Source organism: Arthrobacter sp. AFG7.2, from assembly GCF_002892835.1.
GTDB lineage: Bacteria > Actinomycetota > Actinomycetes > Actinomycetales > Micrococcaceae > Arthrobacter.
Genome location: NZ_PJMB01000007.1, coordinates 181024 through 204010, shown reverse-complemented (window position 1 = coordinate 204010; position 22987 = coordinate 181024). Strand labels below are relative to the sequence as shown.

20 protein-coding genes and 1 tRNA gene are annotated in these 22987 nt (G+C 65.1%); 17 read left to right on the top strand and 4 right to left on the bottom strand.

Features of this window, described 5'->3' with window-relative positions:
* The first annotated feature begins 100 nt into the window (after positions 1–100).
* Positions 101–2020, top strand: coding sequence for an AMP-binding protein (locus CXX84_RS13930; RefSeq protein ID WP_102977308.1), 1920 nt, complete (start codon positions 101–103; stop codon positions 2018–2020).
* Here the strand turns inward: CXX84_RS13930 and CXX84_RS13925 are convergent.
* Positions 2017–2730, bottom strand: coding sequence for a response regulator (locus CXX84_RS13925; RefSeq protein ID WP_102977307.1), 714 nt, complete (start codon positions 2728–2730; stop codon positions 2017–2019). The two genes, CXX84_RS13930 and CXX84_RS13925, sit on opposite strands and share 4 nt — an antisense overlap.
* The gene (locus tag CXX84_RS13920) at positions 2727–4361 is read right to left on the bottom strand and encodes an ATP-binding protein (RefSeq protein ID WP_102977306.1); all 1635 of its coding nucleotides are present in this window, start codon (positions 4359–4361) and stop codon (positions 2727–2729) included. Before CXX84_RS13920 ends, CXX84_RS13925 begins: the two co-directional genes overlap by 4 nt.
* 182 nt (positions 4362–4543) lie before the next feature.
* On the opposite strand from CXX84_RS13920, the gene CXX84_RS13915 reads away from it, so the two are divergent.
* The 10 genes from CXX84_RS13915 to CXX84_RS13870 all read left to right on the top strand — a co-directional run bounded on the left by CXX84_RS13915 (position 4544) and on the right by CXX84_RS13870 (position 14121).
* Positions 4544–5890, top strand: coding sequence for a cation:dicarboxylate symporter family transporter (locus CXX84_RS13915; RefSeq protein ID WP_102977305.1), 1347 nt, complete (start codon positions 4544–4546; stop codon positions 5888–5890).
* Between the two features lie 226 nt (positions 5891–6116).
* Positions 6117–7016, top strand: a complete 900-nt coding sequence (locus CXX84_RS13910; RefSeq protein ID WP_102977304.1) for a ParA family protein — start codon at positions 6117–6119, stop codon at positions 7014–7016.
* Between the two features lie 7 nt (positions 7017–7023).
* On the top strand, positions 7024–7836 hold the full coding sequence (locus tag CXX84_RS13905; RefSeq protein WP_102977303.1) for a segregation and condensation protein A: 813 nt from the start codon (positions 7024–7026) through the stop codon (positions 7834–7836).
* Positions 7833–8495, top strand: coding sequence for an SMC-Scp complex subunit ScpB (gene scpB / locus CXX84_RS13900; RefSeq protein ID WP_102977302.1), 663 nt, complete (start codon positions 7833–7835; stop codon positions 8493–8495). The genes CXX84_RS13905 and scpB overlap by 4 nt, the downstream gene beginning before the upstream one ends.
* Positions 8496–8603: 108 nt before the next feature.
* Positions 8604–9797 carry a pseudouridine synthase gene (locus CXX84_RS13895; RefSeq protein ID WP_102977301.1) on the top strand — a complete coding sequence of 398 codons (1194 nt, stop codon included), beginning with the start codon at positions 8604–8606 and terminating at the stop codon, positions 9795–9797.
* A 3-nt stretch (positions 9798–9800) separates the two neighbouring features.
* Entirely contained in the window at positions 9801–10910 is a 1110-nt protein-coding gene (locus CXX84_RS13890) for a prephenate dehydrogenase (protein WP_102977300.1), read from the top strand.
* Positions 10910–11623, top strand: coding sequence for a (d)CMP kinase (gene cmk, locus CXX84_RS13885; protein ID WP_102977299.1), 714 nt, complete (start codon positions 10910–10912; stop codon positions 11621–11623). Before CXX84_RS13890 ends, cmk begins: the two co-directional genes overlap by 1 nt.
* 31 nt (positions 11624–11654) lie before the next feature.
* Positions 11655–12335: a lysophospholipid acyltransferase family protein gene (locus tag CXX84_RS13880; protein WP_189337599.1), complete on the top strand. Its 681-nt coding sequence runs from the start codon at positions 11655–11657 to the stop codon at positions 12333–12335.
* A gap of 10 nt (positions 12336–12345) precedes the next feature.
* Positions 12346–13896, top strand: a complete 1551-nt coding sequence (gene der / locus CXX84_RS13875) for a ribosome biogenesis GTPase Der (protein ID WP_102977298.1) — start codon at positions 12346–12348, stop codon at positions 13894–13896.
* Positions 13897–14044: 148 nt separating this feature from the next.
* A tRNA-Pro gene (locus CXX84_RS13870) sits at positions 14045–14121 on the top strand.
* A 49-nt stretch (positions 14122–14170) separates the two neighbouring features.
* Here the strand turns inward: CXX84_RS13870 and CXX84_RS13865 are convergent.
* Positions 14171–15040 carry an Fpg/Nei family DNA glycosylase gene (locus CXX84_RS13865; protein ID WP_102977297.1) on the bottom strand — a complete coding sequence of 290 codons (870 nt, stop codon included), beginning with the start codon at positions 15038–15040 and terminating at the stop codon, positions 14171–14173.
* A 164-nt stretch (positions 15041–15204) separates the two neighbouring features.
* Between CXX84_RS13865 and gcvH the strand changes: the two genes are divergently transcribed.
* The 5 genes from gcvH (at position 15205) to CXX84_RS13840 (ending at position 18290) form a co-directional block, all read left to right on the top strand.
* Positions 15205–15591, top strand: coding sequence for a glycine cleavage system protein GcvH (gcvH, locus tag CXX84_RS13860; protein WP_102977296.1), 387 nt, complete (start codon positions 15205–15207; stop codon positions 15589–15591).
* 153 nt (positions 15592–15744) lie between these two features.
* The gene (locus CXX84_RS13855; protein WP_102977295.1) at positions 15745–16221 is read left to right on the top strand and encodes an FHA domain-containing protein; all 477 of its coding nucleotides are present in this window, start codon (positions 15745–15747) and stop codon (positions 16219–16221) included.
* Positions 16222–16244: 23 nt separating this feature from the next.
* Positions 16245–16961 (top strand): MerR family transcriptional regulator, encoded by a 717-nt coding sequence (locus tag CXX84_RS13850; protein ID WP_102977294.1) that lies wholly within the window; start codon positions 16245–16247, stop codon positions 16959–16961.
* Positions 16961–17464, top strand: coding sequence for a bifunctional nuclease family protein (locus tag CXX84_RS13845; RefSeq protein ID WP_102977293.1), 504 nt, complete (start codon positions 16961–16963; stop codon positions 17462–17464). The genes CXX84_RS13850 and CXX84_RS13845 overlap by 1 nt, the downstream gene beginning before the upstream one ends.
* Before the next feature lie 232 nt (positions 17465–17696).
* Complete coding sequence (locus CXX84_RS13840; protein ID WP_102977332.1) at positions 17697–18290, top strand: MerR family transcriptional regulator; 594 nt, start codon at positions 17697–17699, stop codon at positions 18288–18290.
* A 75-nt stretch (positions 18291–18365) separates the two neighbouring features.
* Here the strand turns inward: CXX84_RS13840 and CXX84_RS13835 are convergent, their stop codons facing one another.
* Entirely contained in the window at positions 18366–19184 is an 819-nt protein-coding gene (locus tag CXX84_RS13835; RefSeq protein ID WP_102977292.1) for a ParA family protein, read from the bottom strand.
* Positions 19185–19477: 293 nt separating this feature from the next.
* Here CXX84_RS13835 and CXX84_RS13830 point away from each other — a divergent pair, with 293 nt between their 5' ends.
* Positions 19478–22876, top strand: coding sequence for a pyruvate carboxylase (locus CXX84_RS13830; RefSeq protein WP_102977291.1), 3399 nt, complete (start codon positions 19478–19480; stop codon positions 22874–22876).
* The last annotated feature ends 111 nt before the right edge of the window (positions 22877–22987 follow it).

Below are 22987 nucleotides of genomic sequence, written 5' to 3'. Positions count from 1 at the left end.
AAGCACTTTTAAGCGCTTCATGTATACAGACCTCTTGTGACAGCTCACCGTCACCGGCTAGCATGGCGTCAACACAACGTCGTGGACGGGATGCATTTTCATGGTTACCGATAGCTATCGAAACACCTACGAACAAAGCCTTGCGGAGCCCGGGGAGTTTTGGCTCAAGGCAGCCTCACAGCTTTCCTGGACCAGGCCGCCGGGCATTGCGCTGGATTCAGGCAGGGCTCCACTGTACGGCTGGTTTCCGGACGGCACCCTCAATACCTCGTACAACGCCCTGGACCGCCACGTGGAGGCAGGCCGGGGAGAGCAGGATGCGCTCATTTACGATTCCGCAATGCTTGGCACCCGGGAACGCTTCAGCTACGCGGAACTCACCGGGCTGGTCGCACGCTTCGCGGGTGCCCTCCGCCGCCGGGGGGTGGGCAAAGGGGACCGGGTGGTGATCTATATGCCGATGATTCCCGAGGCTGCCATCGCCATGCTGGCAACGGCACGGCTTGGAGCGGTCCACTCAGTGGTATTCGGCGGATTCGCACCCAAGGAACTCGCGGCGCGCATCCGGGACGCTGCTCCTGCTGTTGTGGTCACAGCTTCCGGCGGAATCGAACCGTCACGCCGGATTGAATACCTCCCCGCGGTCGCCGAAGCCCTCAGCCTCGCCGGCATGCCGGACCTCCCCGTGATCGTCAAGGAGCGGGAAGGCTTTGCAGCCTCGGCGGGCGATCACGGCTGGCTGGACTGGAACTCCGAACTTGCAGCTGCGGAACCGGCAGCCCCGGTGGATGTCGCCGCCACGGACCCGCTGTACATCCTCTACACCTCAGGTACCACGGGGACCCCTAAGGGAGTGGTGCGCGACAACGGAGGGCACGCCGTCGCGCTCAGCTGGACCATGGAAAACATCTACGACGTCGGCCCCGGCGACGTGATGTGGACCGCCTCCGATGTCGGCTGGGTGGTGGGGCACTCGTACATCGTCTACGGCCCGCTGCTGGCCGGTGCCACCACCGTCCTCTACGAAGGAAAACCGGTCGGAACGCCGGATGCAGGCGCCTTTTGGCGTGTGGTCCAGGACCACGGCGTCAACGTGCTGTTTACTGCGCCTACGGCACTGCGGGCCATCCGGAAGGCGGACCCGGAAGCAGGCCTACTGCGGAACTACGACATCTCCAGCCTGCGCACCCTCTTTACCGCCGGTGAGCGGCTGGATACGGACACGTTCCACTGGGCCTCCCGAACAGTGGGCGTTCCCGTGGTGGACCACTGGTGGCAGACCGAAACGGGCTGGGCCATCTGCGCCAATCCACGGGGACTGGAAAAACTGCCCGTCAAGGCAGGCTCACCCAGCGTTCCCATGCCCGGATTCAGGCTGACCATCGTGGACGGCCTGGGGGAAGAGGTGGAAAACGGCACCGAAGGCAACATCGTGCTCGGACTGCCACTGCCGCCCGGCACGCTGGCCACGTTGTGGGGCGACGACGAAAGGTACATCTCCTCCTACCTGCAGGCATTTGAGGGGTATTACGCCACGGGGGACTCCGGTTACCGGGACGGGGACGGCTACGTGTTCGTGATGGGACGAACGGATGACGTCATCAATGTTGCGGGGCACCGGCTGTCCACTGGCGCCATGGAACAGGTCATCGGGCAGCATCCGGCCGTGGCTGAGTGCGCGGTGATTGGCCTGGCAGATCCCCTGAAGGGCCAGCGCCCCAGCGGCTACGTAGTGCTGAAGTCAGGGGTTGAGGTGTCCGAAGATGTCCTGGTCAGGGATCTGATCGCGCTGGTCCGCAGGGACATTGGCGCTGTTGCAGACTTCAAGCATGTGACCGTTGTGGACGCCCTGCCCAAGACCCGGTCAGGGAAAATCCTGCGCAAAACCATGCGCCAGATTGCCGACGGCGAGGAGTACACAGTGCCGTCCACGATCGAGGACGCCGGGGTGATTGACCAGCTGATCGGCAGCCTCCGCCCTGGCGTCCACAGGGACCAGCAGCGCGGCGGCACGGGCTAGCGTCCGCTCCAGCGGTACTCGTTTTCCGGCCTGCCCGGGGTTCCGTAGCGGGCAGTCCTGGAAACAGCCCCCGCATCTGCCAGGTACTCCAGGTAACGGCGGGCAGTAACGCGGGACATGCCCAGGGCGTCCATCACTTCCGTGGCGGAGACAGCATCGCGCTGCTGCTTGACGAAATCCTGGACCGAGCCAAGGGTCGACACCGAGAGTCCCTTGGGCAGAGGCAGCTCCGACGGTGCCCGCAGGCTGGCGAATGCCTGGTCCACATCGCTTTGGGACGCACCTGCCTTCCCTGTCCCGGCGTTGGTGCCTGCAAGCTGCTGCCGGAACTGGCGGTAGCTTTCCAGCTTGTCCGCGAACGTTGCGAACGTAAAGGGCTTGATCAGGTACTGCACCACGCCGATGGCCACGGCGCTCCGTACGATCGCCAGCTCCCGGACGGCCGTGATGGCAATGATGTCCGCCAGGATGCCGGACGCACGCATCCGCCGGGCGATGTCCAGGCCGTGGAGATCCGGCAGGTTCATGTCCAGGAGGACCAGCTCCACAGGGTTGCCTGCCGCCGACAGTTCAGTGAGCAGCCGAAGGGCAGACTGGCCGTCCGGGGCGCGTCCAGCGAGCTCGAAACCCGGCAACCGGCCAATGTAGGCTGCATGGGCTGCCGCGGCGATGGCCTCGTCCTCAACAACGAGGACCCGGATGTTGCTCACGGTGACTGCTCCTTCTGCGGTGACGCCGTTGCGGGAAGAAAGACTTCGAACTTCGCTCCGCGCCGTCCATTAACGGTCAGGGTCCCTCCCAGCCGTTGCACGGCCTGCCGGACCAGCGCCAGCCCGATTCCGCGCCCGCCGGGCCCCGAAGGCTTGGTGCTGAAACCGTGACGGAAGATCGTGTCGGCGGACCTGGCATCCAGGACAGCACCGGAATCGTGGACCGCGATGTCCAGCCCTTCCTCGTCCGACTCCACTGTCAGCTCCACACGCCGCGGTGGAGGCGCATCTGCCGCCGCGTCAATCGCGTTGTCCAGCAGGTTTCCCAGGATCGTGACGAGGTCCTGCACAGCTACCCCCGCTACAGTACCGGAACCGAGCGTGGAAACATCGAGCTGGACCCCGCGTTCGTGGGCCTCAGCCACCTTTCCCATGACCAGGGCTCCCAGGACAGGCTCATCGACTGAGCTGACCATGTCATCGGTCAGCTGCTGGCTCAGTTCCAGGTCGCGGGTGGCGAAGTCCAGGGCTTCCTGCGTGCGGCCAAGTTCCAGGAGCGAGACCATGGTGTGAAGCCTGTTGGCGTGTTCGTGGGTCTGGGCCCGGAGCGCGCCCGAAAGCGTCCGCATGGTTTCCAGTTCGTTGCCCAGTGCTTCAATTTCGGTCCGGTCCCGCAGCGTGGCCACCGTGCCGTAAACCTGTGCCTTACCCCGGGACCCGGGAGACCCGGGTGCCCTTGCCGGTCCCTGGTTAACCACCAGGACGCGGGAACCATAGAGGATGATCTCGTCCTTGGCGATCCGCCCGGACTCAAACAGGTCCCGGAGCTCCTCCTCAACCGGAAGTTCCGCGAGCGACGGCGGCCGTGTGGGGTCCTTGCTCCCGGCGCCTTCGAGGCCCAGCAGTTCCGCGGCCTGGTCGTTGTACATCACCACCCTGCCCTTGGTGTCAATGAGGATCAAACCTTCCCGCACGGAGTGCAGGACCGATTCATAGTAGGCGAACAGCTGCGACAGTTGCTCCGGGCCCCAGCCCCGGGTCACCCGGCGGAGATACCGTCCCAGCAGCCACGAGGCCAGTGATCCCCCCACCAGCAGGGCAAGGCCAATCGACAGCAGCGCAGGCAGCCGTCCGGCGAAGGCAACGTCAACTGTGCGTACCGTGACGCCCGCTGCCACCAGTGCCCTGACGTCACCTGCGGCATCCTTGACCGGGACGATGGTCCGCACCGACGGGCCCAGGGTTCCCGCCGTCACTTCCGTGAACTGCTCACCCCGCAGGGCGGCATCAATGGAGCCAATATACGGCCGGCCAATTTCCTCATCGCGCGGATGTGTCCACCGGGTCCTGTCCGGCGCCATGATGGTGACAAAGTCGGCGTCGGCTGCTGCCATGACGTCCCTGGCATAGGGCTGCAGTGACGCCGTGGGGTCAGGTCCGGCGGCTGCCTCCAGTACCAGCGGGCTGGACGCGATAGCGGCAGCGATCCCCGCCATCCGCCGGCCCGCCTCGTCATAGGTCCGGTCACGGGCGTCAACGAAAGTGGCCGAACCGGCGACGGCGATAAACACCACCACGATCAACAGGTTCGCGACGAAGAGCCGGCGGGCGATACTCCAGGGGTGGATCATCTGTACCTCCCGGCGACCTTTCCAGGCGCCATTCCTAAGAAAAGCGTGAGCGCCGCGACCAATATGAACGCAACGGTGAGCTGGGTCACGGCGTACCCAATGATGGATATCACACCGGAGGACGTGTAGAGCCCAGAGACTGTGCCGCAGCGTCTATCAGATTATCCATAAGGAGACACATCATGGCTTCTCAACGAGGAGAGTCGCTTGACACCGTGAAGACGCGGCGCAAGGGCATCGACAAGTCCCATTACCTCTATATTGCGGTCATCGCCGCCGTCATTCTCGGCGCCGTGGTAGGCCTCATGTTCCCCGAGGTCGGTAAATCACTCAAACCGCTCGGTGACGGATTCATCAAGCTGATCAAGATGATGATCGCGCCCATCATTTTCTGCACCATCGTCCTCGGCATCGGGTCCATCGCCAAGGCTGCCACCGTGGGCAAGGTGGGCGGGCTGGCGCTCGGCTACTTCGTCCTTATGTCGACGTTTGCGCTCGCAATCGGCCTGGTTGTGGGCAACCTGATCCACCCGGGTGAGGGACTGAAGCTCGCTCCCTACGACCCCACGAAGAAAGCGGAAGTCGACAGCACCGTCGCCTTCCTCCTGGGAATCATCCCCGGCGACATTCCGGTTCTGCCGACGCTCTTTGCAGCCCTCCTGGTAGGTTTCGCACTGCAGAAGATGGGCCCCCAGGGCGCTCCCATCCTCAAGGCCATCGGCCACGGACAGGTTCTCGTCTTCCGCATCCTGATCATGATCATGTGGCTGGCACCCGTCGGTGCCTTCGGTGCCATCGCAGCCGTCGTCGGCGCTACCGGTTTCCAGGCCATCGTCAGCATGTTCACCCTGATGGCTGCCTTCTACATCACCTGCGCCCTGTTCATCGTGATCATCCTGGGCGGTCTGCTCAAGGTGGTCACCGGTGTCAACATCTTCAAGCTGATGAAGTACCTGGGCCGCGAATACCTGCTCATCTTCTCCACTTCCTCCTCCGAGGCAGCACTGCCCCGCCTCATCGCCAAGATGGAACACCTTGGTGTCTCCAAGCCCGTTGTCGGCGTCACGGTACCCACCGGCTACTCCTTCAACCTGGACGGCACAGCGATCTACCTGACCATGGCATCCCTGTTCGTAGCCAACGCCATGGGCACACCGCTGGATCTTGGCGCACAGGTCTCCCTGCTGATCTTCATGATCATTGCCTCCAAGGGTGCAGCCGGCGTCACCGGCGCAGGCCTCGCCACGCTGGCTGCCGGCCTCCAGGCCCACAAGCCGGAACTGCTGGGCGGCGTGGGCATGATCGTGGGCATCGACCGCTTCATGTCAGAAGCCCGCGCCCTGACCAACTTCACCGGCAACGCTGTCGCCACCGTCCTGATCGGCACATGGGTCAAGGAGATCGACGGCACCCAGGTCAACCAGGTGCTCTCCGGTGAACTGCCCTTCGACGAGCAGACCATGATCGCCGGACACGGCGCCCCGGCCGCCGAGGAAACCGAGGCACGGCCCGTACCGGCCACCGTCTAGCCACCCCCGCATCAATGCGACAGCCCCCGCAGCCTCCGCTGCGGGGGCTGTCGCATGCGCGGATAATCCGAACCTTCGACCTCAGCTAGAGGGTCAAGGCTCAACATTCGAGGAAAGTCAAGTTGCCTCGAATACCGTGTCGGCCGCTGTAACCTTGGGAAGAAGAAGGAACGGCGCTGGCATCCAGCGGCAGGAAATCACCGTCATCGAAAGTGTGGATAGATACGTGAGCAGCGAACAGGGTTCAGCAACTCTGGAGGGCACGGAATTTGACCTGGACAACGCGGTGATGGGCCCTACGGGACGCCCATACCGAGAGTTCCCGGAACCTGCGCCGCTGTCCTCCCACGGTCCGGCGCGCGTCATCGCCATGGTGAACCAAAAGGGCGGCGTAGGAAAAACCACCTCCACCATCAACCTCGCGGCAGCCCTGGCGGAGTACGGCCGCCGCGTGCTCCTCGTCGATTTCGACCCCCAGGGTGCGCTGTCGGCAGGACTCGGCGTCAATCCGCATGAACTGGACCTCACGGTCTACAACGTGCTGATGGACCGCAAAGTGAACATCCGTGACGCCATCCACCAGACCGGCGTCGAGAATGTCGACCTGCTGCCGGCCAACATCGACCTGTCCGCTGCGGAAGTCCAGCTCGTTAACGAGGTTGCGCGGGAGCAGGTCCTGGACCGGGCCCTCAAAAAAGTGGAGGACGATTACGACGTCGTCCTCATCGACTGCCAGCCCTCCCTTGGCCTCCTCACCGTCAACGCACTCACGGCCGCGCACGGCGTGATCATCCCGCTGATCTGCGAGTTCTTCGCCCTGCGCGCCGTTGCCCTGCTGGTTGAAACCATTGACAAGGTGCAGGACCGGCTCAACCCGCGCCTGCAGGTGGACGGCGTGCTCGCCACGATGTACGACGCCCGGACCCTGCACAGCCGTGAAGTCATCACCCGCCTGGTGGAGGCTTTCGGAGACAAGGTGTTCGAGACCGTCATTAAGCGTTCCATCAAGTTTGCCGACGCTACGGTGGCCGCCGAGCCGATCACCAGTTATGCCGGCAACCACGTGGGCGCAGACGCGTACCGCCGGCTGGCCAAAGAGCTGATCTCGCGCGGCGGCGCACCCTAGCCACGACGTGGCCGAATCCAAGCCCGGCTTCGAGGTGCGGCTGGCCAACTTCACCGGTCCGTTCGACCTCCTGCTGGGGCTGATCGCCAAGCACCAGCTGGACATTACCGAGGTGGCCATCGCCACCGTCACGGACGAGTTCATCAAGTACATCCGGAACCTGCAGAAGCAGGGCGGGGAATGGGCGCTCGATGAAGCCAGCGAGTTCCTGGTGATCGCCGCGACGCTGCTGGACCTCAAAGCTGCAAGGCTCCTTCCGGCGGGCGAAGTCGACGACGACGAGGACATGGCTTTGCTGGAAGCCAGGGACCTGTTGTTTGCCCGGCTTCTGCAGTACAAAGCCTTCAAGCACGTGGCCGGCCTCATGGGGGAAACCCTGCACCAGGAAGCCCTGCGCTTTCCCCGGCAGGTTGCGCTCGAGGAGCACTTCGCCGCCATGCTCCCTGAACTCGTCTGGAAACACACGCCGGCACAGTTCGCCGCCTTGGCGGAAGCGGCGCTCCGTCCCAAGGCGCCAAAACCCGCCGAAGTAGGCCTGGCCCATCTCCACGGCGGCAACGTCAGCGTCAAGGAGCAGGCAGAAATTGTGGGGCTGCGGCTGCAACGGGAATCGCCGATGACCTTCCGCGCCATCATCGCCGATGCCGAATCCACGCTGGTGGTGGTTGCGAGGTTCCTGGCGCTGCTGGAGCTGTTCCGCGACAAAGCGGTTTCATTCGACCAGCTCTCACCGCTCGCCGACCTTGCCGTCCACTGGACCGCCGGCAGCCGGCAGTGGTCCGCGGAAAACCTGAGCGAAGAGTTTGAGGAGCAGCTGTGACCAAGCAAACCACGGAAGATACGCGGGTGGGGGAGGCGGACCTCAAAAGCCTTCCCGGCGGAGCGAAAGCCGCCGTCGAAGCCGTGCTGATGGTCATCGACCAGCCGGCCACAGAGGAAGAACTGGCTGCCGGGCTTGACCTGACCGTTGAAACGGTCCGGGTCCTGCTCGCCGAACTTCAGCGCGAGTATAACGGCTATACTGTTAAAGCCCCGGATATGGATCAAGCCAGTGCCACTGGTTTTGGCTCCAGCCCCCGGGGTTTCGAATTGCGGAACATTGCCGGTGGCTGGCGGATCTACTCCCGGGCGGACTTCGCCGACATTGTCGGTAAGTACGTACTGGAAGGCCAAACAGCCCGGCTTACCCAGGCAGCTTTGGAGACGCTCGCGGTCATTGCGTACCGCCAGCCCGTTTCCAGGGCCAGGGTATCCGCAATTCGCGGCGTCAACGTTGACTCTGTGGTACGGACACTTGCCCAGCGCGGGTTGATCGAGGATGCGGGAACGGATCCGGAGTCCGGTGCCATCCTCTACCGGACTACCTCGTACTTCCTTGAACGGATGGGAATCGGTTCGGTGGCCGAGTTGCCGCAGCTGTCGCCGCATCTTCCCGGCCTGGACGGCATCGCGGAGTACTACGACGCCGAAGGGATCTAGGCAGGTTCGCCATGCCTGCAAAAGTATTTATCAGGGCAGATTATTTCTGCACAGCTGGTTAGGGTTGTCTGTGGACACCTTGCCGGCCAAACATTTGAAGGACGGGTCATGACACAGGCGGGACGCCAGGGTTCACCACGTAACAGCTCGGGACGCAACACTTCCCAGCGCAACACCTCCCAGGGCGGCAATTTTGCGGGCGGGTTCCGCAGCGGCGCCCCCAAGCGGGGCGGCGGGTTCGGCAGCGACCGCCCGCAGCGCGCAGCCAAGCCGCGCGAGGAGCGCTTCATCGATCCTGATGAAGCCGGCTCCCAGCAGGGACGCGGCGCCTCTGACGCCAAGTCTGCCAAGCCCTCGTCCCGGAAGCCGGCAGCGCGCAAGCCCGGAGCCGGGAAAACGCCGGGCACCCCCGGGGCGCTTAAGCCCAAGCCGCGCACCGGCGCCCCCGGTGCAGCTGCATCGCGTGCTTTCGGCAGCGAACGCTTCGGGCAGAACCTGGGACCGGTCCGCCGGCCTTCACGGAAGAGGGGCCCGCGCGGTGACGTCCCCCAATCTGAACTTCACGACGCCGACGGCGTGCGGCTGCAGAAGGTCATGGCCTCGGCCGGCGTTGCCTCCCGGCGGGTCTGCGAAGAGATGATTGCCGAGGGCCGCGTGGAAGTGGACGGGCAGGTGGTCACCGAACTCGGTGTCCGCGTGGACCCCAAGACCGCCGTCATCCACGTGGACGGCCTGCGGATCCAGCTGGACGAGAACCTGGTGTACATGGTGTTCAACAAGCCCAAGGGTGTTGTTTCCACCATGGAGGATCCCGAAGGCCGTCCCTGCATCAGTGACTTCCTCAAGAACAACAAGAACAAGGGCGAGAGGCTCTTCCACGTTGGCCGCCTCGACGTTGCCACCGAGGGCCTGCTCCTGCTGACTAACGACGGCGAACTCGCCAACCGGCTGACGCACCCTTCCTACGAAGTGCCCAAGACCTACCTGGTGCAGGTGCGTGGTCCCTTCCCGCAGGGGATCGGCGCCCAGCTCAAGGAAGGCGTGGAGCTGGAGGACGGCTTCGCCTCCGTGGACTCCTTCCGGCTCGTTGACTCGACGCCCGGCCACGTCCTGATCGAGGTAGTGCTGCACTCGGGCAAGAACCGCATTGTCCGCCGCCTCTTCGATGCCGTCGGCTTCCCGGTCCTGCGGCTGGTGCGGGTCAAGGTCGGCCCCATCGGCCTGGGCGACCAGCGCCAGGGCAGCATCCGCAACCTCGGCAAGCAGGAAGTCGGGCATCTGCTCGCATCCGTAGGGCTCTGAGGCATGTCCGCCTTCCACAGCCAGGGCCGCGGGCACCTGGATGGCCCGGTGGTGGTCCTGGGGACCGGGCTGCTCGGCACCAGCATCGGGCTGGGCCTGCGCGGGCGGGGCGTTCCGGTGTTCCTGTCCGATCCGTCACCCACCAACCAGGCTGTAGCCGTGGACATTGGTGCGGGCAGGCCCCTCGCGGAACTGGGCAGCGCTGCACCGCAGCTTGTGGTGGTTGCCGCGCCGCCGGATGTAACCACCGACGTCGTGGCGCAGGCGCTGTCCGACTACCCCGGCTCCGTGGTGGTGGACATAGCCAGCGTGAAGGCGGACATCCTGGACAGGCTGCGCCGCCGTGGCGTTGACCTGTCCCGCTATGTGGGCACGCATCCGATGGCCGGACGGGAAAAGTCCGGGCCGGTCGCAGCCCGCGGGGAGCTGTTCACGTCGATGCCGTGGGTGGTATGCCCCTCCGAGGAGACCTCGGGCGCAGCCCTCCAGATGGCCTGCTCGCTGGCGACGGACCTGGGGGCGGTGGTATCGCGGTTCACAGCGGACGAACACGACGAAGCAGTTGCCCTGGTATCCCACCTGCCCCAGGTCATGTCCTCACTGCTGGCCAGCCGGCTGCAGGGGACGCCGCTGCATGCGCTGTCCCTTGCCGGCAACGGCCTGCGCGATGTCACCCGGATTGCCGCCAGCGATCCGTCCCTCTGGGTGCAGATCCTGGGCGGCAACGCGGGAAAAGTCGTTGAGATCCTTTACGGCGTCCGTGAAGACCTCAACCGGCTGATCGCTACGCTGGAAAAGCCAACGGCTCCCGGGGCGAGGCTGGACCTGGCGCAGCTGATCAGCGAAGGCAACGCCGGCCAGGCCCGCATTCCCGGCAAGCATGGCGGACCACCGCAGGCATACTCCTGGCTGACGGTCCTGGTGGACGACAAGCCCGGACAGATTGCCCGGCTTTTAACGGAGATCGGGGAGATCGGCGTAAACCTCGAGGACCTCCGGCTTGACCACTCCTCCGGCCAAAACGTAGGTATGGTGGAAATCTCCGTGTTGCCGAACAAGCATGACCACCTGATCGAAGCTCTCAACGACCGCGGATGGCGGGTACTCCAGTAATGACACAGGAACTTCTCGATACCATGCCTGCGCTGCGTATTGGCCGGCCGCTCGTGGTTGCCATTGATGGCCCCTCCGGATCCGGCAAGTCCAGCGTCAGCAAGGAAGTGGCCCGCAGGCTCAGGCTCGCCTACCTGGACACCGGCGCGATGTACCGCGCGCTCACCTGGTACTGCGTCACCAAAGGGATCGATCTCGACGACTCCGCCGCGGTGGAGCAGGCATCCCGGGACCTGGTCCTGGAACTGAGCACCAGCCCGCTCGAGGAATACGTGCGGGTGGACGGCATTGACGTCACCGACGCCATCCGCGAGCCGGCTATTTCCTCCGCCGTCAGCGCAGTTGCAACCACCCTGGGCGCCAGGACCGAGCTCATTCGCCGGCAGCGGGAACTGATCGAAAAGCACCACCGCCGCATGGTGGTGGAAGGCAGGGACATTACCACCGTCGTCGCGCCCGGCGCGGAAGTCCGGATGCTGTTGACTGCTAGCGAGGAAGCCCGGCTGCGCCGGCGTGGCATCCAGCTGGGCGGAACCCAGAACGCCGAGCAGCTGGCGGCGCAGGTGACCCACCGGGATGCCAAGGATTCCGCCGTCGTGAATTTCACGAAAGCTGCCTCCGGCGTCGTAACTTTGGACTCGTCGGACCTCGATTTCGACCAGACCGTCACCGCCGCCCTGGTCATTGTGACAAAGGTCCTGAACCGTGACTGACGGCGGGCCGGGCATTCCCCCGGGCTTGACCATGGCGTGGAGCAGGCCGGTGGGCTGGCTCCTTGACCACGCTGTGTACCGGACCACCGTCAGGGGCCGGCATAACGTGCCCACCGGAGGACCCGTCATTTTCGCGGGGAACCACATCAGTTTCCTGGACGGCCCGGTCATGTTCGGCGCTTCGCCGCGCCCCATGCACATCCTGGTCAAGCAGGAAATGTTCAAGGGCTTCCTCGGCCGGGTGCTCACGGCCTCCGGCCAGCTGCCGGTGGACAGGAGCGGAGACCGGGCTGCCCTTCAGCGCTGCAAGGAAGTGCTCGACGCCGGCCGTTGCGTCGGGATCCTCCCCGAAGGCACACGGGGGAGCGGGGCCGCGGCGGACATCAATGGCGGCGTGGCCTGGCTGGCGCTCAACTCCGGAGCTCCCGTGGTCCCCGTGGCCATCCTGGGCACCCGGAGGGGAGACGAACACCTCGATTCGGTACCCCGGCCTGGCAGGCGCTTCCACGTCAGCTTCGGAAATGCCCTCACCCTGGCCCGCCGGGCAGGGGAAAGCGGGCGTGCTTCAATGGACAGGGCAGCGCTGGAAATCCGCGCGGCGCTGGCGGGGCACGTCCAGGACTCCATCCAACTCAGCGGGCAGCCCCTGCCATTCGCAGATGCCCCACACGATTTCACAGCAGTAGCCGGGACGCCGGCAGATGACCACTAAGGACAGTGCAATGAGCGATACGACTCAAACTCCCGGCCACTCCGGCGCCGGCGAAGACGACTACACGCCCACGGGCACGGACCAGGTGGCCGAACGGCTGGCTGCCATTGACGACGACGAGGCCGACCTCCGCGCCGCGTCACTCCGGGCGGGCCTGGAGGACTACGACCTCGACGAGGAAGACGCCGCGCTGCTCAGCGGCGAGTACGACGACGAAGACTTCGATGGACCCGTCAAGCTCGATCCCGTGCTGGCCATCATCGGACGGCCCAACGTGGGTAAATCCACCCTGGTGAACCGCATCCTGGGCCGCCGGGAAGCGGTCGTGGAGGACACCCCCGGCGTCACCCGCGACCGTGTCATGTACTCCGCCAGCTGGAACGGCCGCAACTTCACCCTCGTGGACACCGGCGGCTGGGAGCACGACGCCCGCGGCATCCACGCCCGCGTGGCCGAGCAGGCCGAGATGGCCGTGGAACTCGCGGACGCCGTGCTCTTCGTGGTGGACTCCGCCGTCGGGGCGACGGCCACCGATGAGGGCGTCATGAAGATGCTGCGCCGCAGCAAGAAGCCCGTCATCATGGTGGCGAACAAGGTGGACGACTTTGCCCAGGAGGCAGACTCCGCTGCGCTGTGGGGACTCGGATTCGGCGAGCCCTACCCCGTCTCCGCACTGCACGGGCGGGGCGTGGCCGACCTGCTGGACCACGTGATGGACACCCTTCCGGAGTTCTCCACCATCGAGGGCCTGGAACGCTCCGGCGGACCCCGCCGCGTGGCCCTGATCGGGCGCCCCAACGTTGGCAAGTCCTCGCTGCTGAACAAGCTGGCCGGAACTGAACGCGTTGTGGTGGACAACACCGCCGGGACCACCCGCGACCCCGTGGACGAGTTCATCGAACTTGGCGGCCGCACCTGGCGCTTCGTTGACACAGCCGGCATCCGCCGCCGCCAGCACATGGCACAGGGCGCCGACTACTATGCCTCCCTGCGCACGCAGGCCGCGCTCGAAAAGGCGGAGGTCGCCGTCGTGCTCCTTGCTGTGGACGAGGTCCTCAGTGAGCAGGACGTCCGGATCCTGCAGCTGGCCATTGAGTCAGGCCGGGCCCTGGTCCTTGCGTTCAACAAGTGGGACCTGCTCGACGACGAACGCCGGCGTTACCTCGAACGTGAGATTGGGCAGGACCTGGCCCATGTGGAGTGGGCGCCCCGCGTGAACATCTCGGCCAAGACCGGGTGGCACAAGGACCGCCTGGTTCCTGCCCTCGACGTGGCCCTGGAGAACTGGGACAAGCGCATCGCCACCGGCCGCCTGAACGCCTTCCTCGGCGAACTCGTGGCCGCGCACCCGCACCCCGTCCGTGGCGGCAAGCAGCCACGCATCCTCTTCGGCACCCAGGCTTCCAGCCGGCCGCCCAAGTTCGTCCTGTTCACCACCGGGTTCCTGGACCCGGGATACCGGCGCTTCATCACCCGCCGGCTGCGGGAAACGTTCGGCTTTGAGGGTACCCCCATCGAGGTCAGCATGCGCGTGCGGGAAAAGCGCGGCAAGAAGCGTTAATTCCGACACACCGCAGGGAAGAACCCCGGAAAGTGTCACTGGCACCCTCCGGGATCGTGTAAGCTCTTCTAGGTGGTTCGGCCGGACTGCTGGTGGAAATCCTTGGATCTGATCCTGGATGAAGCACAGCGGAGAACGGCGGAACCAGCGGGCTGTAGCGCAGCTTGGTAGCGCACTTGACTGGGGGTCAAGGGGTCGCAGGTTCAAATCCTGTCAGCCCGACCAAAGAGCGGAAGCGCCGGAGACTTCTCCGGCGCTTCCGCTTTTTGTGTTGCTACTTCAGGAACTTCGAAGTCCTGCGGTCCGCCAGGATTTTCCCCTTGGTCTGGCAGGTGGGGCAGTACTGCAGGGCGGTGTCGGCAAAGGAAACCTCCCGGACCGTGTCCCCACAGACAGGGCAGGGCTGCCCGGTCCGGGCGTGGACGCGCATATGGCTCCGTTTGACGTCCTTCAGGTCCTTGGGCGGCTTGCCCCGGGCCTCGGTCATCGCCGTCCCCAGGATGGTATGGATCGCGTCATACAGGACCTGGACCGTTGCGCGGTCCAATGATTTGGCGGTGGCGAACGGCGAAATCCCCGCAGCGTGCAGGATTTCGTCGCTGTAGGCGTTCCCGATGCCCGCTATGACGCTCTGGCTGCGCAGGAGCCCCTTGATCTGCTGGGAGCTGCCGGCGAGGATCTCAGCCAGCATGCCGGCGTCGAACGCTGGAGCAAAGGGATCAGGCCCCAGCGTGGCAATGCCGTGGACTTCCTGGGGATCCCGCACCACATAAACCGCGAGGCTTTTCTTGGTGCCCGCCTCGGTCAGGTCGAAGCCGCGCTGACCGCCAGCTCCGGTGAAGGCGAGGCGCGCCGCGATGTTGCCCTTGCCCATTTTCAGCTGCGCGTCGGTGGGGGAGTCCGTGAAGCGCACCCAGCCCGCCCTGGCGAGGTGGAAGACGAAGGACATCCCGTCCGTATCAATGCTGATGAACTTGCCGAAGCGCCGGACGCCGGTCACGGTCCTGCCCTCAAGGGCGCTGTAGGGCGGATCGGCAGTCTTCAGGACCGCAAAGGAAACAATCTGCACTTTGGACACAACGGTTTCCTGCAGATGGTCGCCCAGGAAGCCTGCAAGGCCGGCCACTTCGGGGAGCTCAGGCATCCGCTACCTGCCGTCTCTGCCGGGGACGCCGACTGTGCGTGCGCTCATGCGTCCCATCTTGTCAGAAACCCCGGCTAACGCCCCGGCAGTTGTGCCTATACTTTCAACGCGGACCGTTTCCGGGCCGCGTTGACATTGGTGTTCGACCCGATGAAAGGCCCCTGATGAGCAACATTCCCGAAGATCTGTCCTACACCGCCGAACACGAGTGGGTTACCGCCCCCAACTCCGACGGCGTGGTCCGGGTAGGCATCACCGACTTTGCCCAGGACGCCCTGGGGGATGTTGTCTACGCCCAGATGCCGGAAGTAGGCACCAGGATTACGGCGAATGAAGTTGTCGGTGAAGTGGAGTCGACCAAGAGCGTCAGTGACATCTACGCACCCGTCAGCGGTGAAGTTGTGGGTCGTAACGAGTCCCTTGACACGGATTCGGCACTCATCAACACCGATCCCTACGGAGACGGCTGGCTGATCGAGGTCAAGCTCGCCGAAGCTGACGCGGTTGAGTCATTGCTCAGTGCATCGGAGTACGAACAACAGGTAGGCTAAAGCTAACCGGTAATTCCGGTCCGGCCCGTTGTGAAGCCAGAATGTCTTCGCATGTCAGGGGCCGGATCGGCGGCCGGTCCGGCCTGCGCTGCAGGTCCGGAGGGCAAATGTTGGTTGCGCGCCTCAGTGCCGCAGCGGAAAGAGGAGGAGTCCATGGCTGGCCACACACAGAACCCTGCCGACGGGGAATACGGCTCGGGTGCGGCCAGGGCGTCGGAGACCACCTCCATCCACCTCACCCCCGTGAGGGATGAGCCCACCATCGCACCAAAGCTCTCATCGGACGAGCGAACGTCAGTGGAGGCCCTCCCGGCTGGATCAGCGCTGCTGGTCGCCCACAGCGGCCCCAACGCCGGCGCCCGGTTCCTGCTCGACTCCGACGTCACCACTGCCGGCCGGCACCCGGACGCGGATATTTTCCTCGACGACGTCACGGTTTCCCGCCGCCATGTCGAGTTCCGCCGCACGGCACGGAGCTTCGAGGTAGTGGACAAGAACAGCCTGAACGGCACCTACGTGAACCACGACCGTGTGGACAGCGTGGAACTGAAGTCCGGCAGCGAAGTCCAGATCGGCAAGTTCCGCCTCACCTTCTACCTGAGCCCTGCCAGCGCTGCAGGCCGCGGCTGAACCGGGGACCACTGCCTGTGGCAATGGCACAACCGGAACGCCGGGGACCCCAGGTCCTCAACATAGGGGAAGTCCTCGCCCAGCTCAGCGGGGACTTCCCCGGCATGACTGCGTCCAAAATCAGGTTCCTTGAGGAAAAGGGGCTGATCAACCCCCGCCGCACGCCTGCCGGGTACCGGCAGTATTCCGACGGCGACGTCGAGCGGCTGCGGTTCGTCCTGGCCCTGCAGCGGGACCAGTATCTGCCCCTGAAAGTCATCAAGGACTACCTCGACGCCATCGACAGGGGAGAACGCCCGGAGAACCTACCGCCCGGCGTCGTGGTTTCCCCGCGCATCGTCTCTGATGAGCTGGCGGTGGAACTGCAGAACCGGGGGCGCAAGCTCACTGAGGAACAGCTGCGCACCGAATCCGGCGCCAGCGTGCCGCTGCTGCAGGCGCTGCTGAGCTTCGGCCTGATCAGCCACAGCAACGGACAGTTCGACGAGCATGCCCTCCAGGTGGCCCGGGCATGCGTCCAGCTGGAAAGCCACGGGCTCGAACCCCGTCACCTCCGTCCCTTCCAGGCGGCGGCCGAGCGCGAGTTCGGCCTCGTGGAGCGGGCGGTGGCGCCCCTGGCATCCCGGAAGGACGCCGCGTCACAGGCACGGGCAGCGGAAGCCGCCCGCGAAATCAGCGACCTTTGCCTCACCCTGCACCGGGCCCTGGTGCAGGACCACATCTCACGCATGGACATCTGATGATTGAAGTCGAGATTGTAGGCGTTCGCATCGAACTGCCTTCCAACCAGCCCCTGGTCCTGCTCCGCGAGATGCACGGGGAGCGGCACGTTCCGATCTGGATCGGGACTCCGGAAGCCAGCGCCATCGCCCTGGCCCAGCAGGGCGTGGTCCCGCCGCGCCCCATGACGCATGACCTCCTGGTGGACGTGGTGGAATCGCTGGGGCATTCGGTGGTAAGCGTCAACATCGTGGCGGTGGAGGACAACATCTTCTACGGGCAGCTCCAGTTCGAAAACGGCACCACGGTCAGTTCGAGGGCTTCGGATGCACTCGCTGTGGCGCTGCGCGCGAAGTGCAGGATCTGGTGCGCCGACTCCGTCATGGATGAGGCAGGGGTCCGCATCACGGAGCACGATGAGGGCGAAGATGCAGAACCTGGTCCCACCGTTGACGAAGAGCGCGAACTGCGCCGTTTCCGGGAGTTCCTGGACGACGTGGAGCCCGAGGATTTCGACGGCTAAGGTCACGTTAAGGTTAAAGTTGAGGATGAATCTTTCGACACGGCTCGTGAAACCGTTCAGGGTCTTTGACCTTGCAGTCCGGCGGGCCTAACGTCGAAGTATCAAGTTCCCATTGCTTACCGCAGCCTCGCAAGTCACACTGGAAAGTGCGCCCCGCGAAAATTACATGCATGGTCTTCATGCGCCACTGCTGCAGGAGTTTCCCGGGAGCGGTATGACGAGGAGGATCCAGGTGAGTCCCAAAGGCGAAGCAGGCGGGCTGAAACAGCCCACGGCTGGTGTTGCTGTGCCCGCGAGCGGTGCCCAGGGCCTCCTGTTTACCGAGGACCTTCCTGTCCTGGACGAGGACGCAGGCTACCGAGGCCCCACGGCCTGCAAGGCCGCCGGAATCACGTACCGTCAGCTCGACTACTGGGCCCGCACCGGCCTGGTGGAGCCCGCAGTCCGCGGCGCGGCCGGCTCCGGATCCCAGCGTCTTTACGGCTTCCGCGACATCCTCGTCCTCAAGGTGGTCAAGCGACTGCTGGACACGGGGGTGTCACTGCAGCAGATCCGCACCGCGGTGGAGCACCTTCGGGAGCGCGGCGTGGAGGACCTGGCCCAGATTACGCTGATGAGCGACGGCGCGAGTGTCTACGAATGCACCTCCGCCGATGAGGTCATCGACCTCGTCCAGGGCGGGCAGGGAGTGTTCGGCATCGCCGTTGGGCGGGTCTGGCGTGAAGTGGAGGGCAGCCTCGCATCCCTTCCCAGCGAACATGCCGCAGAGCAGCCCTTTCCGGACGACGAACTGAGCAAGCGGCGCGCAGCGCGCAAAATCAGCTGAACAGGCACACAACAGGGGCCGCTCTCCATATGTGGGGAGCGGCCCCTGTTCGTGAGGTTGGTCCTTCAGCGTGCCCTACCGGGCGCGGCTGCGCAGGCCGCTTCCCACCGCCATCAGGTTTGCCAGCAGGTCATCAAAGAGTCCAGCAGCGGCCTTGGCTGAATCGCCGGGCCAGTGGTGGACCGGGTGGGCGGCGCCCTGGATCTGCTGCCAGTTGGCCTGTTCAGGGATGCGGGGGCTGAGGAGGAGGTCTCCGAACATGGATTCCATTTCAGCGAGCCTGTAGGTGTGCTCGGAGGACCCGGAGCGCACCCGGTTGGCCACGATGCCCGCCGGAGAAAGGTTGGGTGCGAACTCCCGGCGGAAAAGCTGGATGGCCCGCATGGTCCGCTCAGTACCTGCAACTGAGAACAGGCCGGGCTCCGCAACCAGCGCCACCTTGTCGCTGGCGGTCCAGGCCATCCGCGTGAGGCCGTTCAGCGACGGCGGGCAGTCGACAAGGACCAGCTGGTAAGTATCTGCTGTGGCAAGCACCGAGGAGAGCCTGCGCAGGTCGCGGCGGCCCAGGTCCGGCCGGTCATAGATCCCGGTGTAGGCGGAGCCAACGGCAACGTCCAGGATGGCAGGGCCTGAGCCCTTGGCCTGTGCCCGGGCGCTCCAGCTGCTGCGGACCACGTTTTCGGCCAGTTTTGCGCGCCGGGGGCTCTTGAGCATCCTGCCGATATCCAACTGGTCTCCGGGCTGGACGCCCAATGCAGTGGTGGCATCTGCGTGGGGATCGAGGTCCACCACCAGCGTGCTGATGCCTGCGGCCAGCGCCGCAGACGCCAATCCTGTGGTGACGGAAGTCTTACCGACTCCACCCTTGAGGCTGCTGATGCTGACTACTTGCACTTGAGAGACCAAAACCTAACGCCGGATGCCGTGTTTGGGGGTAATGTTTGCTCCGGCAGTGCCGAAGCCGGACGGTCCTGCCGCCCTACTCATCATATGTTGATGCGTCGGCGAATCCTGCTTTATCGGGCATCGGCACGGCACCGGTGGTGCGGCAGCTGCCCCGGCCGGCAGAAGGCTCCGGGACATGACGGAGAAATCTGTGACGGTGGCCACAAAGATTTGTGTTTGCCCTTGCAGGTCCTAGACACTGTGACCACTCACCGATCCACCCGCAACGATGCAGGAGAAGTATGTTTTCCAAAGTTCTGGTGGCCAACCGCGGCGAAATCGCGATCAGGGCCTTCCGCGCCGGCTACGAGCTGGGCGCAAAGACCGTAGCAGTCTTCCCCCACGAGGACAGGAACTCGATCCACCGCCAAAAAGCGGACGAGGCCTACCTGATTGGCGAAGAGGGCCATCCTGTCCGGGCTTACCTCGACGTTGCGGAAGTCGTGCGGGTGGCAAAGGAATCCGGCGCTGACGCCATCTACCCGGGCTACGGGTTCCTCTCGGAAAACCCGGATTTGGCCCGCGCAGCCAAGGCTGCGGGTATTACTTTTGTTGGTCCGCCCGCCGAGGTCCTGGAACTGGCAGGCAATAAGGTGGAAGCCCTCAAAGCCGCCCGTGAGGCCGGCGTGCCTGTCCTGAAATCCAGTGCACCCTCCAAGGACCTGGACGAACTCATTGCGGCTGCCGACGAGATCGGGTTCCCCATCTTCGCCAAGGCCGTCGCCGGCGGCGGCGGCCGCGGCATGCGCCGGGTGGATACCCGGGAAGCACTGCCGGAGGCACTGCAGGCCGCCATGCGCGAAGCCGACGCAGCCTTCGGCGATCCCACCATGTTCCTGGAACAGGCAGTCCTCCGTCCCCGGCACATCGAAGTCCAGATCCTGGCGGACGCCGAGGGCAACGTCATGCACCTCTTCGAACGGGACTGCTCCATCCAGCGGCGCCACCAGAAAGTCATCGAAATCGCCCCGGCCCCCAACCTGGATGAAGGCATCCGGCAGGCTCTCTACCGGGACGCCGTGAAGTTCGCCAAGGCCCTTAACTACGTCAACGCCGGCACAGTGGAGTTCCTTGTGGACACCGTCGGGGAACGCGCCGGCCAGCACGTCTTCATTGAGATGAATCCGCGCATCCAGGTGGAACACACTGTCACCGAGGAAGTCACGGACGTCGACCTGGTACAGGCGCAGATGAGGATTGCCTCCGGTGAGACCCTGGCGGACCTCGGGCTGTCGCAGGAGACTGTGCACCTCAAGGGGGCGGCCCTGCAGAGCCGCATCACCACGGAGGACCCGGCCAACGGCTTCCGCCCCGACGTTGGAAAGATCACCGGTTACCGGTCCGCCGGCGGTGCGGGCGTAAGGCTCGACGGCGGCACGGTGTACTCGGGTGCTGAAATCAGCCCGCACTTCGACTCCATGCTGGTAAAGCTCACCTGCCGCGGCAGGGACTACCCTTCCGCCGTCGCCCGTGCCCGCCGGGCGCTGGCAGAGTTCCGTATCCGCGGTGTCTCCACCAACATCTCCTTCCTGCAGGCGGTGCTGGACGATCCCGACTTCATCGCCGGGGATGTCGCCACCTCCTTTATCGACGAGCGGCCGCAGCTGCTGAAAGCCCGGGTCTCTGCCGATCGCGGCACCAAGCTCCTCACCTGGCTGGCCGAAGTCACGGTCAACAAGCCCAACGGCGAGCTCACTGTGCACTCCAACCCGGCCAGTAAGCTGCCGTCGGTGAAGGACGCGCAGCCTGCACCGGGCTCCCGCCAGAAGCTGCTCGAGCTGGGACCGGAGGGCTTCGCCAGGGCGCTTCGTGAACAGAACGCCGTGGCCGTCACGGACACCACGTTCCGCGATGCACACCAGTCCCTCCTGGCAACCCGGGTGCGGACCAGGGACCTGGTGGCCGCCGGTCCCGCCGTCACCGCGCTGATGCCGGAACTGCTGTCCGTGGAGGCCTGGGGAGGGGCAACCTACGACGTCGCCCTCCGGTTCCTGGGTGAAGACCCCTGGGACCGGCTGGCCGCCCTCCGCCAGGCGCTTCCGAATGTGTGCCTGCAGATGCTTCTCCGCGGCCGCAACACCGTGGGCTACACGCCCTACCCCGAGGAGGTTACCGAGGCGTTCGTCAATGAGGCCGCGGCCACCGGCATCGACATCTTCCGGATCTTCGATGCCCTGAACGATGTGAACCAGATGGCGCCCGCCATCCGGGCTGTCCGGGCAACGGGCACGGCTGTCGCCGAAGTGGCCCTGTGCTACACCGGGGACATGCTGGACCCGGAAGAGAAGCTCTACACGCTGGACTACTACCTGGAACTGGCCCGGAAGATCGTCGACGCCGGCGCCCACATCCTGGCGATCAAGGACATGGCAGGCCTGCTCCGGCCCGCGGCGGCCGCCAAGCTTGTTGCGGCCCTTCGGGAACGCTTCGACCTGCCCGTGCACCTGCACACCCACGACACTGCGGGCGGCCAGCTGGCCACGCTGCTGGCTGCCGTGGACGCCGGGGTTGACGCCGTGGACGTGGCCTCGGCATCGCTGGCCGGAACCACCAGCCAGCCGTCCGCCTCGGCCTTGGTTGCCGCCCTGGCACACACCCCGCGGGACACGGGCCTCAGCCTGGCCGCCGTCAGCTCGCTGGAACCGTACTGGGAAGCAGTCCGCCGGGTCTACGCACCGTTCGAGTCCGGCCTTCCGGGCCCCACCGGCCGGGTGTACCAGCACGAGATTCCCGGCGGCCAGCTCTCCAACCTTCGCCAGCAGGCCATGGCCCTGGGGCTGGGGGAGCGCTTCGAAGCCATCGAGGATATGTACACCGCTGCGGACCGGATCCTGGGCCGCCTGGTCAAGGTCACGCCGTCGTCGAAGGTTGTCGGTGACCTGGCCCTGCACCTGGTGGGCCTGAACGCGGACCCCGCCGACTTCGAAGAGAACCCGCAGAACTACGACATCCCGGATTCAGTCATCGGATTCCTGTCCGGCGATCTCGGCGACCCGCCGGGCGGGTGGCCGGTGCCCTTCCGCACCAAGGCCCTGCAGGGCCGCAGCGTGAAGGTCCGGGACGTGGAGCTCAGCGCCGAGGACAGTGCCGCCCTGAAGGCCGATTCCAAAACCCGCCAGCACACGCTGAACCGGCTGCTTTTTGACGGACCCACCAAGGACTACCTGAAGAGCGTCGAAACCTACGGCAACATCTCCGTCCTGGACACCCGCGACTACCTGTACGGGCTGCAGCGCGGTGCCGAGCACGAGATCCAGCTGGAGAAGGGCGTTCGGCTGATCGCCTCCCTGGAGGCTGTCTCGGAGCCGGACGAGAAGGGCATGCGGACCGTCATGTGCACCCTCAACGGCCAGTCCCGCCCCGTGGTAGTGCGGGACCGGTCCGTGGTGAGCAACGTCAAGGCGGCTGAGAAGGCCGACCCGGCCCAGCCCGGCCACGTCGCGGCGCCGTTCGCCGGTGCGGTGACCGTCACCGTCAAGCAGGGCGACGAGGTCAAGGCCGGCGATACGGTGGCCACCATCGAGGCAATGAAGATGGAAGCGTCCATCACGACGCCGGCAGCCGGCAAAGTTTCCCGGCTCGCCATCTCAACGATTGAGCAGGTCGAAGGCGGGGATCTCCTGCTGGTAGTCGAGCAGTAGCCAGAGCAGCTGAGTAGGACAACGAGAGGGTCCCCCGCCAGGAGGACCCTCTCGTTGCATTGCGGTAGTGGTTGAGGCAGGGCCCGATCCTCTGCGTGCTATTCCCCCCGC

Excerpts from the sequence above, each read along its gene's own strand:
- CXX84_RS13865 (WP_102977297.1), bottom strand. The coding sequence starts at position 15,040 with ATGCCTGAGCTCCCCGAAGTGGCCGGCCTTGCAGGCTTCCTGGGCGAC.
- CXX84_RS13930 (WP_102977308.1), top strand. The coding sequence starts at position 101 with ATGGTTACCGATAGCTATCGAAACACCTACGAACAAAGCCTTGCGGAG.
- CXX84_RS13895 (WP_102977301.1), top strand. The coding sequence starts at position 8,604 with ATGACACAGGCGGGACGCCAGGGTTCACCACGTAACAGCTCGGGACGC.
- CXX84_RS13920 (WP_102977306.1), bottom strand. The coding sequence starts at position 4,361 with ATGATCCACCCCTGGAGTATCGCCCGCCGGCTCTTCGTCGCGAACCTG.
- CXX84_RS13880 (WP_189337599.1), top strand. The coding sequence starts at position 11,655 with ATGGCGTGGAGCAGGCCGGTGGGCTGGCTCCTTGACCACGCTGTGTAC.
- CXX84_RS13830 (WP_102977291.1), top strand. The coding sequence starts at position 19,478 with ATGTTTTCCAAAGTTCTGGTGGCCAACCGCGGCGAAATCGCGATCAGG.
- CXX84_RS13890 (WP_102977300.1), top strand. The coding sequence starts at position 9,801 with ATGTCCGCCTTCCACAGCCAGGGCCGCGGGCACCTGGATGGCCCGGTG.
- CXX84_RS13855 (WP_102977295.1), top strand. The coding sequence starts at position 15,745 with ATGGCTGGCCACACACAGAACCCTGCCGACGGGGAATACGGCTCGGGT.
- CXX84_RS13845 (WP_102977293.1), top strand. The coding sequence starts at position 16,961 with ATGATTGAAGTCGAGATTGTAGGCGTTCGCATCGAACTGCCTTCCAAC.
- gcvH (WP_102977296.1), top strand. The coding sequence starts at position 15,205 with ATGAGCAACATTCCCGAAGATCTGTCCTACACCGCCGAACACGAGTGG.
- der (WP_102977298.1), top strand. The coding sequence starts at position 12,346 with ATGAGCGATACGACTCAAACTCCCGGCCACTCCGGCGCCGGCGAAGAC.
- CXX84_RS13915 (WP_102977305.1), top strand. The coding sequence starts at position 4,544 with ATGGCTTCTCAACGAGGAGAGTCGCTTGACACCGTGAAGACGCGGCGC.
- cmk (WP_102977299.1), top strand. The coding sequence starts at position 10,910 with ATGACACAGGAACTTCTCGATACCATGCCTGCGCTGCGTATTGGCCGG.
- CXX84_RS13850 (WP_102977294.1), top strand. The coding sequence starts at position 16,245 with ATGGCACAACCGGAACGCCGGGGACCCCAGGTCCTCAACATAGGGGAA.